General features: G+C 64.0%; 17 protein-coding genes. 4 read left to right on the top strand and 13 right to left on the bottom strand.

Features of this window, described 5'->3' with window-relative positions:
• Nucleotides 1-2: 2 nt before the first annotated feature.
• The 5 genes from PSEST_RS11690 to PSEST_RS11670 are packed head-to-tail and all read right to left on the bottom strand — an operon-like array spanning nucleotide 3 to nucleotide 4516.
• A complete protein-coding gene (locus PSEST_RS11690) occupies nucleotides 3-770 on the bottom strand; it encodes an SDR family NAD(P)-dependent oxidoreductase (RefSeq protein WP_015277183.1) in 768 nt (255 codons plus the stop codon).
• Nucleotides 767-1195, bottom strand: coding sequence for a nuclear transport factor 2 family protein (locus tag PSEST_RS11685; RefSeq protein WP_015277182.1), 429 nt, complete (start codon nucleotides 1193-1195; stop codon nucleotides 767-769). Before PSEST_RS11685 ends, PSEST_RS11690 begins: the two co-directional genes overlap by 4 nt.
• Nucleotides 1192-2622 (bottom strand): deoxyribodipyrimidine photo-lyase, encoded by a 1431-nt coding sequence (gene phrB / locus PSEST_RS11680; protein WP_015277181.1) that lies wholly within the window; start codon nucleotides 2620-2622, stop codon nucleotides 1192-1194. Before phrB ends, PSEST_RS11685 begins: the two co-directional genes overlap by 4 nt.
• The gene (locus PSEST_RS11675; RefSeq protein WP_015277180.1) at nucleotides 2619-3554 is read right to left on the bottom strand and encodes a MerR family transcriptional regulator; all 936 of its coding nucleotides are present in this window, start codon (nucleotides 3552-3554) and stop codon (nucleotides 2619-2621) included. Before PSEST_RS11675 ends, phrB begins: the two co-directional genes overlap by 4 nt.
• Nucleotides 3555-3556: 2 nt before the next feature.
• Nucleotides 3557-4516, bottom strand: coding sequence for a YbgA family protein (locus PSEST_RS11670; RefSeq protein ID WP_015277179.1), 960 nt, complete (start codon nucleotides 4514-4516; stop codon nucleotides 3557-3559).
• Nucleotides 4517-4841: 325 nt separating this feature from the next.
• Between PSEST_RS11670 and PSEST_RS11665 the strand changes: the two genes are divergently transcribed.
• Nucleotides 4842-5744 carry a TIGR01777 family oxidoreductase gene (locus PSEST_RS11665; RefSeq protein WP_015277178.1) on the top strand — a complete coding sequence of 301 codons (903 nt, stop codon included), beginning with the start codon at nucleotides 4842-4844 and terminating at the stop codon, nucleotides 5742-5744.
• A gap of 79 nt (nucleotides 5745-5823) precedes the next feature.
• Nucleotides 5824-6849, top strand: a complete 1026-nt coding sequence (gene hemH / locus PSEST_RS11660) for a ferrochelatase (RefSeq protein ID WP_015277177.1) — start codon at nucleotides 5824-5826, stop codon at nucleotides 6847-6849.
• Nucleotides 6850-6885: 36 nt separating this feature from the next.
• Here hemH and PSEST_RS11655 read toward each other — a convergent pair whose 3' ends face one another.
• From PSEST_RS11655 to folE, 7 genes are all read right to left on the bottom strand, one after another.
• Nucleotides 6886-9546 carry an EAL domain-containing protein gene (locus tag PSEST_RS11655; RefSeq protein WP_015277176.1) on the bottom strand — a complete coding sequence of 887 codons (2661 nt, stop codon included), beginning with the start codon at nucleotides 9544-9546 and terminating at the stop codon, nucleotides 6886-6888.
• Nucleotides 9547-9719: 173 nt separating this feature from the next.
• The gene (locus tag PSEST_RS11650; protein WP_015277175.1) at nucleotides 9720-10166 is read right to left on the bottom strand and encodes a PAS domain-containing protein; all 447 of its coding nucleotides are present in this window, start codon (nucleotides 10164-10166) and stop codon (nucleotides 9720-9722) included.
• A gap of 85 nt (nucleotides 10167-10251) precedes the next feature.
• Nucleotides 10252-10779: a DUF3833 domain-containing protein gene (locus PSEST_RS11645; protein ID WP_015277174.1), complete on the bottom strand. Its 528-nt coding sequence runs from the start codon at nucleotides 10777-10779 to the stop codon at nucleotides 10252-10254.
• The gene (locus PSEST_RS11640; protein ID WP_015277173.1) at nucleotides 10776-12014 is read right to left on the bottom strand and encodes an MFS transporter; all 1239 of its coding nucleotides are present in this window, start codon (nucleotides 12012-12014) and stop codon (nucleotides 10776-10778) included. Before PSEST_RS11640 ends, PSEST_RS11645 begins: the two co-directional genes overlap by 4 nt.
• On the bottom strand, nucleotides 12011-12532 hold the full coding sequence (locus PSEST_RS11635) for a chalcone isomerase family protein (RefSeq protein WP_015277172.1): 522 nt from the start codon (nucleotides 12530-12532) through the stop codon (nucleotides 12011-12013). The genes PSEST_RS11640 and PSEST_RS11635 overlap by 4 nt, the downstream gene beginning before the upstream one ends.
• A gap of 8 nt (nucleotides 12533-12540) precedes the next feature.
• Nucleotides 12541-12912, bottom strand: coding sequence for a dihydroneopterin triphosphate 2'-epimerase (gene folX / locus PSEST_RS11630; RefSeq protein ID WP_015277171.1), 372 nt, complete (start codon nucleotides 12910-12912; stop codon nucleotides 12541-12543).
• Nucleotides 12912-13469 carry a GTP cyclohydrolase I FolE gene (gene folE, locus PSEST_RS11625; RefSeq protein ID WP_015277170.1) on the bottom strand — a complete coding sequence of 186 codons (558 nt, stop codon included), beginning with the start codon at nucleotides 13467-13469 and terminating at the stop codon, nucleotides 12912-12914. Before folE ends, folX begins: the two co-directional genes overlap by 1 nt.
• Before the next feature lie 211 nt (nucleotides 13470-13680).
• Here folE and PSEST_RS11620 point away from each other — a divergent pair, with 211 nt between their 5' ends.
• Entirely contained in the window at nucleotides 13681-13995 is a 315-nt protein-coding gene (locus PSEST_RS11620; RefSeq protein ID WP_015277169.1) for a DUF6482 family protein, read from the top strand.
• Here PSEST_RS11620 and PSEST_RS11615 read toward each other — a convergent pair.
• Nucleotides 13992-14441, bottom strand: coding sequence for a thiol-disulfide oxidoreductase DCC family protein (locus PSEST_RS11615; RefSeq protein WP_015277168.1), 450 nt, complete (start codon nucleotides 14439-14441; stop codon nucleotides 13992-13994). The two genes, PSEST_RS11620 and PSEST_RS11615, sit on opposite strands and share 4 nt — an antisense overlap.
• Nucleotides 14442-14534: 93 nt before the next feature.
• Here PSEST_RS11615 and PSEST_RS11610 point away from each other — a divergent pair, with 93 nt between their 5' ends.
• Nucleotides 14535-15482, top strand: a complete 948-nt coding sequence (locus PSEST_RS11610; RefSeq protein WP_015277167.1) for a MerR family transcriptional regulator — start codon at nucleotides 14535-14537, stop codon at nucleotides 15480-15482.
• The last annotated feature ends 31 nt before the right edge of the window (nucleotides 15483-15513 follow it).

The following is a 15513-nucleotide window of genomic DNA, read 5'->3' as shown; positions in this document are numbered from 1 at the left end:
GGTTATCCTTCCTTGAGTGACGAGCGCGCCATTCGCCGGCCTAGGGCGAACTGCAGACGCGCAGGCAGAAGTGAAAGCAGACGCAGCGCCCAGATGAATGGCGCAGGGAAATCGATGTGCAGCGGGCGGCTTTCCAGGCGCCGGACGATGTGCCGCGCGGCCTTGTCCGCCGACCAGCGCAGCGGCATGGGAAAGTCGTTACGGCGGGTCAGTGGCGTATCGACAAACCCGGGGCTGACCAGGGTTACATCGATGCCTTCGCTGGCCAGATCCAGGCGCAGCGATTCGAGCAGATAGCGCATGGCTGCCTTGGATGCGCCATAGGCACCGGCACGTGGCAGCGCGAACCAGGTCACCGAGCTGCCTATGCCGATCAGCTGCGGGCGTACACCCTGGCGCAGCAGGGGCAGCGCTGCCTCGATGCAATAGCCGACCGAGAGGACGTTAGCCTGCATAACGCGCTCCAGCAGTGCCGCTTCGAACTGGCCTGCGTCGATGTATTCGCAGGTGCCGGCATTGAGGATCACGCTGTCCAGCGCACCCCATTGCGCTTCGATCTCCGCGCCGATGGCGCGCACCTGCTGGCTGTCGGTGAGATCAGCCGGCAGAGCCAGAACCCGGCCCGGATAGCGCCGGGCGAAAGCCTGCAGGGGTTCGGCACGGCGTGCCGAGAGCGCCAGACAGTGCCCCTCGGCCAGCAGCAGGTGCGCCAGCTCCTGACCGATGCCACTGCTGGCGCCGGTCAGCCAGATCCGCCGTGAGACTTTCATGCCAGCCTCCGCTGCAACCAGCGGATGGCCGAACCGAGCAGCGGCACATGTTGGTAGAGCAGGGCGCCGGCATCGAAGTAGTCGCGGTGGCGCTCGACCTTGCCTTCGGCATTCCAACGCAGCAGCGAGCAACCCTCGAGGCTGATCAGGCTGCCGCGATTGAGCCGCGGGTGGCGGTAGCTCATGACCCAGCGCAGATAGCCCTCGCCCTCGCTGACTTCGTCATGGCTGATGAACTCGAAGTGCAGGTGTTCGACGTTGGCGTACAACTCGCTGAAGTAACGCCGCAGCTCGGCCAGGCCGCTGACCTCGTGCAGCGGATCGGTGAAATGCACGTTGCTGCTGTAGAGCTCTGCCAGCCGATCAAGGTTGCTCGCATCCAGCTGCGCGAACTCCGCGGCGAAACGATGCAGGAAGCTGCTCATGGACGCGCCTCCGACAGGTTGCGGAAGGTGGCGAGCGCCCGGGCACGGCTTGCACCGAGATCGACGATAGGCGCCGGGTATTCCGTTACGCCGAACAGACTGCGATGCGCCGACGGATCATGAATGTCGCGCTTGTCCAGGTGCTGCAGTTCGGGAAGCCAGCGGCGCAGGAATTGCCCGCTCGGGTCGAAGCGCTGGGACTGGCTGATCGGGTTGAACAGTCGGAAGTAGGGCACCGAGTCGGTGCCGGTCGAGGCGCTCCACTGCCAGCCACCGTTGTTGGCGGCCAGATCGCCGTCGATCAGATGGCGCATGAACCAGCGCTCGCCTTCACGCCAGTCGATCAGCAGGTTCTTGCTGAGGAACATGGCGACCACCATGCGCAGGCGGTTATGCATCCAGCCGGTTTCCTGCAGTTGGCGCATGGCGGCATCGACTATCGGAAAGCCGGTGCGGCCCTGTTGCCAGGCTTCGAGTTCGTAAGGCGCATGGCGCCACGGCAGCGCGTCGGTCTCGCTGCGGAAGGCGCGGTGCATCGACAGCCGCGGGTGGCCGTCGAGGACATGCTTGTAGAACTCGCGCCAGAGCAGCTCGTTGATCCAGGTAGTTGCGCCGGTACTGCCGCTGTCCAGCTCGCCCTGGTTGTAGCCAAGTGCAGCATGCAGGCACTGGCGGACCGAAATGACGCCGGCAGCAAGGTAGGCCGAAAGCTGGCTGGTGCCGGGCTCCGCCGGCAGGTCGCGACGTTCATGGTAGAGATCCAGGTCATCCTCGACGAACAGCGCCAGGCGCCGCTGCGCGAACGCTTCGCCGGCGGGCCACAACGCGCGCAGGTAGTCGGTTGGCCGTGGGAACCCGGCAACAGCGGTGGGGACAGGATCGCTGGCGATTGGCAGCGGCGCCTGTGCCGCCGGCACCCCGACGCAGGGCGGCAGGGACACGGCCAGGCGCGACAGGCATTGCTTGCGGAACTGGCTGAATACCTTGAAGTGCCCGCCGGACTGAGTCAGCACGGTGCCCGGAGCGAACAGCACCTGATCGACATGACCGCGTACCAGCACACCGCAGGCGCCCAGCGTTGCAGCGACGGTGCGGTCGCGACGTCGTTCGTTGACGCCATATTCCTCGTTGTAGTGCAGGCCGTGCACATCGAGTTCCTGGCAGAGCTTCAGCAGCGCCGCGGGCACCGATTGCCAGTCGTCGACCTCACGGATCAGCAGCGGCACGTTGAGCGCGCGCAGCTGCGCCGACAACTCGACGAGATTGCGCAGCCAGAAGTCCACCTTGCAGGGCGCGTCGTCATGGGCGAGCCACTGGCCGGGCGTGATCAGGTAGATCGCCACGGTAGGGCCGGCCGCCATGGCGCTGGTGAGGGCGCTGTTGTCGCTTGTGCGCAGATCGTTGCGCAACCAGAACAGCTGGGTCATGACGCGCTCCCTTCGCTGCCGGGCAGGAGACCGGCGTTGTGCAGCTGCTGCAGGGCGTCGAACGGACAATCGGCCAGCAGCAGGCCACGGTACTGGCGCAGCTCCGGCGCATGGATATGGACGGCCGGGCCGGCAATGAGCAGCGGCGCGGCGCTCTGCTCGAGCAGGCGTGGCAGATGGCGCTGCAGGCAGCTGGCGGAAAGGCAATGGCCGGCATACAGGAGCAAGCCCCGCGGCCAAACGCGCTCCACGGCCAGATTCAGCTCGTTCAGCGGCACCGGCCACTCGACGAGCTCAACCGGGCAATCGGTGCTGGAAACCAGCCACGCAGTCAGCCACAGCCCAGGGGAGAAGGCTTCCTCGTCGAGGCTGGCGATCAGCAGAGGGCGGCCGCTCTGCTGGCGGTTGTTGAAATAGATCCGTGTCGCAAGCTTGCTGCGTAGCCACGAATGGAACAGCACCCGCTCCAGAGCCGCGCCGTATTGCCCACGCCAGCGCTTGTCGAGCGCCTCGAGCAAGGGCTGCAACAGGTGCTGGCAAAGCGTGCGCGGCGGATACAGCGCCATGGCGCGGTTGAAGGCATCGTCCAGATGGCGCTCGCTGAGGCGGTCGACGGCCTGCAACAGTTCATCCACCAGTTCGGACCACTGGTTCTGCTGCGGTAGCTCCGGCGGTGTGGTGGTATCCAGCAGCGGCTTGATCTGGCTCACCGCGACACCGCGATTGAGCCAGATGAGGATGTCGCGAATGCGCTGGATATGCCCCGCCTCGTAAAGACGATGACCCTTGGCGGTGCGCGCCGGGACGATCAGCCCGTATCGGCGCTCCCAGGCTCGCAGGGTTACCGCATTGACGCCGGTGAGGCGCGCCACCTCGCGGATCGGCAGCAGGCCGTCGGCGGTCAGCTGCGCGAGGTCCGGTTGTTCGGTCATGGTCAGATTCCGTTGCGCAGGCTGAGGGTTTCGGGGTGCGGCTGCAGATAGGCCTGGCGCGCGACGTAGTGGTCGGGATGGCGGCGGAAATGGTGTTTGAGCAGGGTCAGCGGCACTACCAGAGGAATCACGCCGGCGCGATACTGATCGATCAGATGGCGCATTTCGCGGCGGTCTTCCGAGCCCAGCGCGTCCTTGAGATAGCCGCTCAGGTGCAGCAGCACGTTGCAATGCGTGCCGCGGGTGGCCGGCTTCTTCAATGCCTGCATCATCTGGCTGAAATAGTGCGAGGCGAATTCATCCAGCGAGCGCTCGGCAATGTTGGCCACCAGTCGGCCAAGCACGCGGTACTGCAGCGGGTTGCTGGCCATCAGCTGGTACTTGTAGCGCGAGTGGAAATCGACGATGGCGCGCCGGGTGATGCCGCCCTGCAGCAGGCGCTGCCAGTCGGCGTAGGCATAGACGCGGGTCAGGAAGTTTTCCCGCAGCACCGCATCGTTCAGGCGACCGTCTTCTTCCACCGGCAGATCGGGTCGTGCCTGCATCAGAGCCTGCGCGAACACCCCAGCGCCACCGCCCGGCAGGGTATGACCGTTGGAGCCGTAAACTTTGACCCGCTCCATGCCGCAGGACGGCGACTTCTGCATCAGGATGTAGCCGCTGATGTCCTGCAGCTGCTCGGCGATCTGCCGGCCGTAGGCGGCGAGGGCCTCGGTGACGTCGAGCTCCGGGCGGACCGTACCGACCGCCCGCGGCGCATCAGTTTGGCCCACCAGGCGGATCGGCTCGCGGGGTGTGCCCAAGCCAATGGCGACCTCGGGGCACACCGCTATGAACTCGAAGTGCTGGGCCAGGGTTTCGCTGCACAGGCGCGACTCTTTGTGGCCACCGTTGAAACGCACCGGGTTGCCGAGCAGGCAGGCACTGATTCCGATCTTTGGCGTGGGGAGCGTGGTGTGCATGATGGTGACCTCATCTTGTACAAAGCGGATTTCTGTACAACTTGAGGCTATCTTAATCGGCATCTTGTACAAGTCAACTGTAGATGTACAAGTAGATGAGGTTTTCTTGTACAGTATCCGCGGCGGATCGCTATAGGGCGTTGTTGCGCTGGCTTATATGGGCCGCCGCCGTGCCAGCTGAATCGGACAGGGGCTGCTGGCGACGGCTATTGCAGCGGGCCGCGCAGCCGTCCAGTCCTGTACAGTCGGTTTTCAATGTATAGGTGTATGCTTTAATCGAAAGCCGTCGAACTCGCGCAGCGTGGCAGCGCACCAGGAGCTCACCATGAACATCTTGCTGACTGGCGGTACCGGGTTGATTGGTCGTGCGCTATGCCGGCACTGGCTGGCTGAGGGGCATCGACTTTGGGTGTGGAGCCGTGCGCCGCAGACGGTGGCGCAACTATGCGGCGCCGAGGTGCAGGGTGTCGGCAGCTTGCAGCAGCTGGATGGGGTGACGCTGGACGCCGTGGTCAACCTCGCGGGCGCGCCGATTGCCGACCGGCCTTGGACGAAGTCGCGCAAAGCGCTGCTCTGGGACAGTCGCGTCAAGCTTACCGAGCAGTTGGTGGAGTGGTTGGGCAAGCGCGAGCAGAAACCGGCTCTGCTGATTTCCGGCTCCGCGGTGGGTTGGTATGGCGATGGTGGCGAACACCGCCTGACCGAAGCCGATCAACCGGTCGCCGCGGATTTCGCCAGCCAGCTGTGCAATGCGTGGGAAGAGCGCGCCACGGAGGCGACGGTGCTGGGCATCCGTGTGGTGTTGGTGCGTACCGGGTTGGTGCTGGCGCGCGATGGCGGTTTTCTGCAACGCCTGTTGCCGGTGTTCAAGCTTGGATTGGGTGGGCGCCTGGGCAACGGGCGGCAGTGGATGCCATGGATCCATATCGAAGACCAAATCGCCCTGATTGATTTTCTTCTGCAGCAGCCAGCAGCCAGTGGCCCCTACAATGCCTGCGCACCGGCGCCGGTACGCAACGCCGATTTCACCCGCAGCCTCGCCCGCTGCCTGCATCGCCCGGCGATATTGCCGGCGCCGGCTCCGGTGCTCAAACCTCTGCTCGGTGAACTCGCCGGGTTGTTGCTCGGCGGCCAGCACGTGTTGCCGCAGCGCTTGCAGGAGGAAGGGTTCAATTTTCGCTTCACCGATCTGGATTCGGCGCTGGCCGAGCTGTTGACGCGCCCCTGAAAGGCGCGCCCTTGTGTGAAAATAGCGCGCCTGCCGCTTGGAGCCAGGCGCAACCTCAATAAGCAGTCAGGAAAGTTGCATGACAGAGCAGGCGTTGTTGTTGGTCAATCTGGGTTCGCCAGCCTCTACGGAAGTCGCGGATGTGCGCCGTTACCTCAACCAGTTCCTGATGGATCCCTATGTGATCGATCTGCCCTGGCCGCTGCGGCGTCTACTGGTTTCGCTGATTCTGATCAAGCGCCCCGAGCAGTCCGCGCATGCCTACGCCTCGATCTGGTGGCCGGAAGGGTCGCCGCTGGTGGTGCTGAGTCGGCGCCTGCAAGAGGCGGTGCGGCCGTACTGGACGCAAGGGCCGCTGGAGTTGGCGATGCGCTACGGTGAGCCGTCCATCGAAACCACGCTGACCCGCCTGGCCGCTCAGGGCATCAGCCAGGTCACGCTGGCACCGCTCTATCCGCAGTTCGCCGACAGCACCACCACCACGGTGATCGAGGAAGCACGGCGGGTCATTCGCGAGCACGGGCTGAACGTGCAGTTGTCGATCCTGCAGCCGTTCTACGACCAGCCGGAATACCTCGAGGCGCTGGCAGCCAGCGCCAAGCCGCATCTGGAGCAGGGCTTCGATCACCTGCTGCTCAGTTTCCATGGGCTGCCCGAGCGGCATCTGCACAAGACCGACCCGACCGGTTCGCATTGCCTCAAGGGCGACGATTGCTGTCAGCGGGCCGAGGGCATGGTGCTTGCGAGCTGCTATCGCGCGCAGTGCATGCGTACCGCAGCCGGTTTCGCCGCGCAGGCAGGTCTGCGTGATGATCAATGGTCGGTCTCGTTCCAGTCGCGTCTCGGCCGCGCCAAGTGGATCGAGCCCTACACCGAAACCCGCCTGGACGAGTTGGCGCAGAAGGGCGTGAAGAAGCTGCTGGTCATGTGCCCGGCATTCGTCGCCGATTGCATCGAGACGCTGGAGGAGATCGGCGATCGCGGACGCGAGCAGTTCATCGAGGCGGGCGGCGAGGATCTGCTACTGGTGCCATGCCTGAACACCCACGAAGACTGGGTGCAGGCGCTGGTCAAGCTCTGCGGCCGCGCACCCCAGGCGCTCTGACTGGGCAGCAAGCCCGCGCGCAGCGGGCTTGTCGGTTCACGAGCAGAAGCTGGAGTGCTCGGCTCTGCTGGCCATTACCATTTCTTCGAAGCTGGCCGCTGCCTGCGGCTTGCCGAACAGGTAACCCTGGAAGCGATGGCAACCGTTGGCCAACAGCATCGTCCGCTGGGCCTCGTTTTCGACGCCTTCGGCAATGACCTCCAGGTGCAGGCCTGCCGCCAAGGCGCAGGTGGCACGCACGATGGTCAGGCTGTTGGCATCCTCGGGCAGGCCGCGGACGAAGCTCTGATCGATCTTCAGCTGATCCAGTGGTAGCTGCTGCAGATAACTCATCGATGAGTAGCCGGTGCCGAAATCGTCGATGGAGAAGCGGATGCCGTGGTTCTTCAGCTGCGTCATCCGGGCAATCGCCTCGGGCATATTGTCCAGCAGCAGCGTCTCGGTCAGCTCCAGCTTGAGCCGGGCCGGATTGGCACCGCTGCTTTCCAGCAGTTCGAGCAGGCTGCCTACGAAGTTGTTCTCGTACAGCAGGTTTGCGCTGATATTCACCGACAGGGTCAGCTGGGCCAGGGCCGGCTGTTTTGCCCACAGCGCCAGCTCGGCGCAAGCCTGTTCGAGTACATGCTGGTCGAGCGTCTGGATCAGGCCAGCGTGCTCCGCCTGGCCGATGAACGCGCCTGGCGCCAGTAGCCCACGTTGCGGATGCAGCCAGCGCACCAGTGCCTCGGCACCAACGATGCCCTGCGACTGCTCCAGCTGTGCCTGATAGTGCAGGATGAATTCACCGTTCTTCAGACCCTGACGGATCTCGTTTTCGAGGTGCAGGCGTTCCTGCACGGCCTGTTGCATGCGCGGGTCGAAAAAGCGCAGCGCGTTCTTGCCCGCTACCTTGGCTTCGTACATCGACATGTCGGCGCGCTTCATCAGCTCGTCACTGCTACTGCCGTCCGTGCCGAACAGCACCACGCCGATGCTGGCGCTGCTGTACAGGCCGAGATCGTTCAGTCGATAGGGTTTGCCGAGAGAGCCGAGCAGCTTCATGCCGATGTGTTCGGCCTGCGTTGCGGCGAGCTCCGGGGCGTCGCCGAGGTTTTCCAGCATGACCACGAATTCGTCCCCGCCCAGGCGCGCGACCGTGTCGCTGGCGCGTATCTCGCCCTGCAGGCGCTCGGCAGCGATACGCAGCACCTGATCGCCGGTCTGGTGGCCGTGCAGATCGTTGATGTTCTTGAAATTGTCCAGATCGATGAACATCAGCGCTCCCAACTGCCCGCTGCGGCAGCCAGCGGCCATGGCCTGCTGCAGTCGATCGAGCAGTAGCCGGCGGTTCGGCAGGCCGGTCAGTGGGTCGTAGAACGCCAGGTTGTGAATGCGCTCCTCCGCCGCCTTGCGGTCGGTAATGTCCGTGAAGGCGGCCACGTAATGGCTGATGTCACCGGTCAGGTTACGTACTGCACTGATGGTCAACCACTCGGGAAAGATCTCGCCACTCTTGCGCCGGTTCCAGATCTCGCCTTCCCAGACGCCGGTCGCCTCGATGCTGGCCCACATCGCGCGATAGAACTCGGAGCCGTGTTTGCCGGAAGCGAGCAGGGCGGTGGTCTTGCCAACAGCCTCTTCGGCACTGAAACCGCTGATGCGGCTGAAGGCGCGGTTGACCCGCAGGATTCTGTTCTGCCCATCGGTAATCAGCATGCCCTGCTGCGACTCGAAGGCGATGGCGGCGATTCGGCGCTCCAGTTCGGTGTTGACCCGATCGGTGATATCGCGACTCAGCCAGACCACTGCACGTTTCTGTCCAGGTGGTTGCTCCAGGGGCAGGGCGCGCCCCTCGAAAATCCTCGGGCCGCCCAGCGTCTGCATGCTGTATTCGATCAGCTGTGGCGTGTCGCTGTTGAGCGTTTGCCGGATGAAGTCGAGGAAGCGGCGCTCTTCTGCTTCCGGCATCATGTCGCGCAGGTGCCGACCGAGCAGCAGGCTCGGATCGGCGTAGAGCATGCTGTGATCGGCGCAGATGATATCGAGATAACAACCGTCCTCGTCGATCACCAGCAGCAGGTCGGGTATCGCGTGGGTGATGGCACGCAGCCGGGCTTCGCTAAGTCGTAGTGCGCGCTCGACCTGATCGCGTTTGAGCAGATCATTGAGTAGCAGGCCCAGTGCGGCGGTGGCGAGCGGCAGCGCCAGCAGCATCGGCAGCGCGGCCTCCTGGGCGGCAACGAAGCGCAGGTGGTCAGGCAACAGCGAGATGATCACGCCCAGCACCCCGAGATGCAGCATCGCGCCAAAGCCGAGCAGCTGCCAGAAGCCGATGCGTATCAGGCCCTGCCGGTGCAGGCAGCGGTAAGTCAGCCCGAGCAGGATTGGCAGCAGGATGTTTACCAATCCAGGGACTACGCCAACGCCGCCGAGCCACAGGCGGTAACCCGCCGCCAATACGCCGGCGGTACCGGCCACTACTGGTCCGCCGAACAGGCCGGCCATGCTAAGCACCACCGTGCGCGCATCGAGCATGATGCCGCTCTCGCCGAAGCTGGTACTCATCATGCCGAGGATGCAGGCACTGCCGAACCAGAGTCCGGCCAGCAGTTTCGCGGAGAGCTTGGCGCTCCGATACCATTCGGAGGTGGTGAAAGCCAGCAGCCAGCACAACGCGAGCAGCATGACCGCGTTTTCGACGACGGCGTTGAGAGTCAAGACAGGATCCTAGGGCATCAGCATGCCCACATCAGGATTTGATATATGGCGGGTGGCCAGTATCCCATATCGCAACGCGTGAGTGCACCGCACTAAGGTAGGTCTGGCGGAGCCTGCTGATACTCACGCGCCAGCACGGAGCGCGGCGGTTAAGTGCCCGTCGGGCACCTGGCTCAGCCCTGAGTGCGGGCGAGCTGTGCCTTGAGATCGCGGATTTCGGCTTCCAGCGCTTCGACCCGCTGCAGCGCATCGACCTCGGCGGTGACGTTCTTCTGGATGCCGATGAAGTAGGTCAGCTGGTCGGCCTCGTTGAATACCGGGGTGATGGACAGCTCGTTCCAGAACGGCGTGCCGTCCTTGCGGTAGTTGCGAATGATCTGGCGGCAGGGCTGGTTGCTCTTCACCGCCTCGCGGATCGCCTGCAGCCCAGCCTGGTCCCGGTCCTCGCCTTGCAGGAAGCGGCAGTCGCGGTAGAGGATGTCGTCCACCGCATAGCCGGTCAGGCGTTCGAAGGCCGGGTTGGCGTAGATCAGGATGTTGTCGTCGCCTTCCTGCTCGGCGACCACGATTCCATCGTTGGAGGCTTCGATAACCAGTTGCAGCAGCTTGGCATTGATCATGTCACGACATCCTGAAGGGGCATGCGGCGCATTCTAGAACAACTTGGCCTGATCAGTGCCTTGCCGTAGTGCTCGAAACATCAGCTCATTCGATACGCTTGCGGAAAAACAGCGTGACCTGACCCACCTCGACGCCGAACTTGCTCATGAACGAACGGTTGGCCAGGGTGTGTTCGTCGATGAGATACATCCAGTCATCCAGATGCACGTCGTAGACCTTGTCATCCACCGGCAGGCTGAGCACGTAGCGCCAGCGCAGCGCGTTGCCGGCCACTTCGCCATGAGCTTCGCCAACCAAGTCGGCAGCGGTGCCGCGCCAGTGACCGGGGCGTTCTTCGGTGAGGGTCCAGACACGTTGCTGGGTGGTGCCATCGCTGTAGCGGAAGTGTTCGTCGAGAATCAGCTTGTCGCCATCCAGACTGCCGTCGATCTCGACGTGAAAGCGCTTCACCACCTCACCGGAACGCTTCTGGAACATGCCCCAGGCGTCGACCTTGCCAACGAAGTATTTACGCAGCTCCAGCTGCGGTTCCTCGTTGCGGTAATGCTCGACGTCGACTGCGGTGCAGCTGAGCAGGAGCAGGCAGCACGCCAGTATCAGGACCTTTTTCATGGTTTGGGTTCTCCGCAGGGAAGGGAAGTGAGCAGGCGCGCCGCCACGAGCTTCAGCAGGCAGGGCAGGCCGGCGTAGACCAGTGCGAGGTTCCAGCCGGCCGGTGTGCCCGGTTGGTAGTCGCTTAATGCCAACAGCGGCAAGGCGAGACCGGCGATGGCCAGCGCCAGCTTGGCAAGAAAGCTCCACAGGCCGAAGTAGGCGGCGGTCGAGTCGCGCTCATCGGTAGGGATGATGTCCGCCAGCAGTGCAGGTGGCAGCGCCAGGTCGGCACCGAGGGCGAGACCGGACATCACGCAGACACCGGCATAGGCCCAGGCCGAGCCGGGCTCCAGCAGCACCGCCCAGACGAAGGCGGCGCAACCGGTAAGCATGCCGATCCGCCAGCTGCGCCGCTTACCCAGGCGATCGGCCAGGCGCGTCCAGAACGGCAGACCAAGGGCGCCGCTGACGAAATACAGTGCCAGGAACAGTCCGGTGAGTTGCGCCAGTTGCAGGCGGTCGGCAATGAAAAAAAGCGCCAGCGTTGCCGGAATCGCGACGGCCACGGCGTTGATGAAATAGACGCCCGCCAGCCGGCGAAACGCCGCGTTGCGCAGCGGCAGGCGCCAGCTTCCGGCGGTGGTGCGTGCGGCACGGCGCGGCCTGGGTGCAGCCAGCAAGAGAACAGCGGCGCCGATGCAAAGCAGTGCGGCGAATGTGGCGGCGAAGGTCGTCAGCGCCGCGGCCATGCCGTACTGCGTCGCCAGTACGCTGGGCAGCATGCTGGCCAGAATCACGCCGAAAAGCCCCGCGCCTTCGCGCCAGGCGGCGACCCGGGTGCGGGTGTCAGGCTGATCGGAGAGGCGTGCACCCCAAGCCAGGTAGGTGATATTGACGAGGCTGTGCAGGGTGTAGGTGAGGGCGAGCAATGCACCGAGCCAGAAGGCAAGGCTGAACTTGCCAAGGCGCTCCGGCGGAATCAGCAGCGCCGCCATTGCCAGGCTCAGCAGGATGGCCGCGCCGGCCAGCATGATGGTCCAGCCGCGTGGCGAGCGGCGGTCGATGAAGCGGCCTAGCCAGGGGTCTTGCACGGTGTCCAGCAAGCGGGCCAGAAACAGCACGGTGCCGGTCAGCGCCAGACCCAGCCCGAGATCCGCCGCGTAGAAGTTTGGCACCAGCACGTAGATCGGCAGCATGGCCATCGCCAGCGGCAGGCCGAGCAGGCCATAGGCAGCCAGCGCCGGATTCTTCACCGTTGGCCCAGCAGATTACGTCGCAGCTTCTGGTCGCGACTGCGCGGGTCGAGCCAGATGGCGAAGAAGGCATCGGCGAAGGCGGGGTCGGCTACTTCATGCTGCAGTCGATCATTCACGTAGAAGCGGCAGCCGCGACCGGGCAGAAAGACACCGGTAATGCGCTCACCGGGCGTGACATCGACGAAGGCCCGCTGCATCTCTGCGCGCCACTGGCGCAGGCGCGGGGAATCGGCCGGCTCGCCGGAGAGCCGCTGGATTTCTTCGAGGCTGGTGCGCACGAAGTCTTCGCGGCTGATGGCGCGGTGATAGGTCAATTCCAGGGCGAAGGGTGCCTGCGCTTGTAGCGGCGCCTGTTCGCTCCACAGGCGGGCATCATAGATGCGAAAGCCGAAGAAGCGCAGCTCGCCTTCGCCGACCAGGCGTGCCTGGGGCACCGATTCGCGCCAGTTCGCCGCCGCAAGCATCGGCAGCAGGCATAGCAGGCTGGCGATGATGACGTTGCGGCGGCTGGTCATGGCGGCGCTCAGCGACTGCCAGCGAGGGTGATCGAAACGGAATCGGCAAAACGCAGCGCGTGCGGCTTGTCGACTTCCACCTCGGCGTAGCTCACCGCGGGATGCGCCATTACCAGATCGAGAATTTCCTGCGTCATGCGCTCGAGCAGGGCGAAGCGATTCTGCTCCACGTGGCGGATGATCGCCTTGGTGATGGTGCGGTAGTTCAGCGCCTGTTCGATGTCGTTATCGCGCACTGCCTCGACGGCGGGGTAAAGGATGTTCAGGTTGATCAGTACATCCTGGCGATTGAGGATCTCGTCCTCGTTGATGCCTATATAGGTGCGCAGGCGCAGATCCTTCACCCGGATACGCGCCATGCCCGGTTCCAGCCGCGCCATTACTGACCCCTCCCGATCAGCTGGAGAAACTCCATCCGCGTGTTGCAGGAGCTGCGGAAGGCACCAAGCATCACCGACGTGTTCATCACCGAGTTCTGCTTCTCCACGCCGCGCATCATCATGCACATGTGCTTGGCTTCGATGACCACCGCAACACCGGCAGCGCCGGTAACTTCCTGAATGGCTTCGGCGATCTGGCGGGTCAGGTTCTCCTGAATCTGCAGGCGGCGGGCGTACATGTCAACGATGCGCGCCACCTTGGACAGACCGAGCACGCGGCCGGTGGGGATATAGGCGACATGCGCCTTGCCGATGAAGGGCAGGATGTGGTGCTCGCACAGCGAGTACAGCTCGATGTCCTTGACGATGACCATCTCGTCATTGTCAGAGGCGAACAGTGCGCCATTGACCACTTCTTCCAGGCTACGGTTGTAACCGCCACACAGGTACTGCATGGCCTTCGCGGCCCGCAGCGGTGTGTCGCGCAAGCCTTCGCGCTCCGGGTTCTCACCCACGCCAGACAGTATTTCGCGGTAATGACCGGGCAGATCGTTCATGTCGGGACCTTTAAGTGCGCCTAGCGCTGATGTGTGGACGATGGGCTGAGCGGTGTCAGCACCAGATGTGATCAAAGCTATACGAATAAATAATATTGTACAAGTAATTGTAGAGGAATACGCTGCCATACCACGGGACAGGCTCCAGGCGTGGGGCGCATCGACCGGCCTGGCGTGTGCGCAAGTCTGATTTTGTATAGGTATCAGAATCGTGAAGAGCAAACTTTCGAAGCTTGGGCTGCGTTTTGCCGTTTGCAGAGGCCGGATAGATCGGGTCGAGCTGCACGGCCTGCGCTGCTGCGGTTACAGCGCCTGGGTAGTCGAGCGCAGCGGTAAGCGGCGCCAGTTCGCCGAAGGCCAGCGGACGGTCTGGAGCGACCAGGGCAGTTTGAAACGGGTTCTGCAGGCTTGTGGGGTGCGCGAGGTTTACTGGCGGCAGCCGGTCAGCCATGACGAAATGATCGGCCGCCCGCTCGGCATTGAGCCCGAGCGGGGCTTGCGCATTCCGCTGCGCGCGGAGAACTAACGGTGGTTCTCGGGTTTGCCGGCGGAAGGTGAGGGGTTCTGTGTCACGTCGCACTGTGTAGCCGTGCAGCGCCTGGCGCCGTCCGGATGCGGCAACCATTCGAGATGCGGACGCAGCACAGCGAACAGCTGATAGCCGAGCAGCAGGAGCGGGCGCAACGGCCGCCAGCCAAGTGGCGCGGCCCAGCGGCCATGCCCAGCCAGGCGCCAGCTCCAGTAGGTTGCGTCCACGCCGGTCAGCCAGGCTCCGCTGGCGCTACGCGCGTGCAGGCGACGACGTAGCTGCGGCAGATCGCGGCCAAGCCCCTCGGTTGAGAAATCGACGGCGCTGATATCCACCAGCTGCAGCCGGGTAGGGTCAGCGCTGCGTTCCAGCCAGCGAACTTCACGAGCGCACAGCGGGCAGGCCCGATCGACATACAGCGTCAGTGGCAGATCAGGAGTCATTTCATCGCATCTCACGTTTGTACAACGTTTGTAGAGGGTATGCTGCGAAACGCTGGGTTACAATCTCGGCATTCTTTTCCAGCGAGCCGCCCCATGACCGAATCTTCCGGCGCTTCGACCCTGTCCTCGAGTGCCTTCGAGCAGCAGGAGCTATTCCCCATCCGCGAAGTGTCCCGCCTCACGGGGGTCAATCCGGTCACCCTGCGTGCCTGGGAACGTCGCTACGGGCTGATCCGCCCGACGCGTACGGATAGCGGCCACCGCCTGTATTCGATGGCGGATGTCGAAGCGGTTCGCAGCATCCTGTCCTGGACCGAACGCGGTGTGGCGGTAAGCAAAGTCGGCAGCATCCTGGCCCGCAGCGCGGCGACTCGCGAAGCCGAGGAACCGGTTGCGACGGTTAGCGGCGAATGGGGCGAGTGGCAGGGGCAGCTGCGCGAAGCGGTGAATGGCTTCGACGAAGTGCGTCTGGAACAGTTGTACGGCCAGGTGTTCTCCACCTATCCACTGGCCGTGGTGTTCCAGGATGTGCTGCTGCCGGTCTGGCAGGAGCTGCTGCTGCGGCAGGATGAGTTCGGCGGCACCAGCGAGTGGCTTTTCCTCGATGCCTTTTTGCGCGCGCGGGCACTGCAGCGGTTGCAGCTGGCCCGCATGCCTGCCGGCGAGCGTGTTCTGCTCGCGGCGATGCCGGGTCAGTGCCGCGAACTGGAGCTGCTGGTCGCAGGGCTGATGTTGAGCGGCGACAGCCTTGCCGTCAGCGTGCTGCCTATCGGCCAGCCTTTGGAAGAGCTGGCGCTGGTCTGCGACAAGATGAAGCCCCAGGGGCTCGTGCTGTTCTCCAATGTGCCCCATGGCGAGGCGCAGCTGCGGCAGCTCAACAAACTTTCACTGGGTCTCGATTGCCCGCTGGCGCTTGCCGGCGAGGCAGCCGAACTTGGGCGTGAAGCCCTGGCGGGCTCGCCGATCGCTTGCCTGGGCAGCTCCGGCAAACTGATGCAGCGCCGTCTGCGGCAGTTCCTCGCCGGCCAGCTGGATACCTGATGCCAACGGCTGTCCGGGTAACGGAGTGCAA

Origin of the sequence: Stutzerimonas stutzeri RCH2, from assembly GCF_000327065.1 — a bacterium.
Classification (GTDB): Bacteria; Pseudomonadota; Gammaproteobacteria; order Pseudomonadales; family Pseudomonadaceae; genus Stutzerimonas; species Stutzerimonas stutzeri_AE.
Note: the sequence above shows the minus strand (reverse complement) of the source record. Positions and strands in the feature narration are given on the sequence as shown.

Coding starts and splice junctions, on each gene's coding strand:
- PSEST_RS11635 (WP_015277172.1), bottom strand. CDS start 12,532: ATGACCAGCCGCCGCAACGTCATCATCGCCAGCCTGCTATGCCTGCTG.
- phrB (WP_015277181.1), bottom strand. CDS start 2,622: ATGACCCAGCTGTTCTGGTTGCGCAACGATCTGCGCACAAGCGACAAC.
- PSEST_RS11645 (WP_015277174.1), bottom strand. CDS start 10,779: ATGAAAAAGGTCCTGATACTGGCGTGCTGCCTGCTCCTGCTCAGCTGC.
- PSEST_RS11610 (WP_015277167.1), top strand. CDS start 14,535: ATGACCGAATCTTCCGGCGCTTCGACCCTGTCCTCGAGTGCCTTCGAG.
- folX (WP_015277171.1), bottom strand. CDS start 12,912: ATGGCGCGGCTGGAACCGGGCATGGCGCGTATCCGGGTGAAGGATCTG.
- hemH (WP_015277177.1), top strand. CDS start 5,824: ATGACAGAGCAGGCGTTGTTGTTGGTCAATCTGGGTTCGCCAGCCTCT.
- folE (WP_015277170.1), bottom strand. CDS start 13,469: ATGAACGATCTGCCCGGTCATTACCGCGAAATACTGTCTGGCGTGGGT.
- PSEST_RS11665 (WP_015277178.1), top strand. CDS start 4,842: ATGAACATCTTGCTGACTGGCGGTACCGGGTTGATTGGTCGTGCGCTA.
- PSEST_RS11650 (WP_015277175.1), bottom strand. CDS start 10,166: ATGATCAATGCCAAGCTGCTGCAACTGGTTATCGAAGCCTCCAACGAT.
- PSEST_RS11615 (WP_015277168.1), bottom strand. CDS start 14,441: ATGACTCCTGATCTGCCACTGACGCTGTATGTCGATCGGGCCTGCCCG.
- PSEST_RS11675 (WP_015277180.1), bottom strand. CDS start 3,554: ATGACCGAACAACCGGACCTCGCGCAGCTGACCGCCGACGGCCTGCTG.
- PSEST_RS11670 (WP_015277179.1), bottom strand. CDS start 4,516: ATGCACACCACGCTCCCCACGCCAAAGATCGGAATCAGTGCCTGCCTG.
- PSEST_RS11685 (WP_015277182.1), bottom strand. CDS start 1,195: ATGAGCAGCTTCCTGCATCGTTTCGCCGCGGAGTTCGCGCAGCTGGAT.
- PSEST_RS11690 (WP_015277183.1), bottom strand. CDS start 770: ATGAAAGTCTCACGGCGGATCTGGCTGACCGGCGCCAGCAGTGGCATC.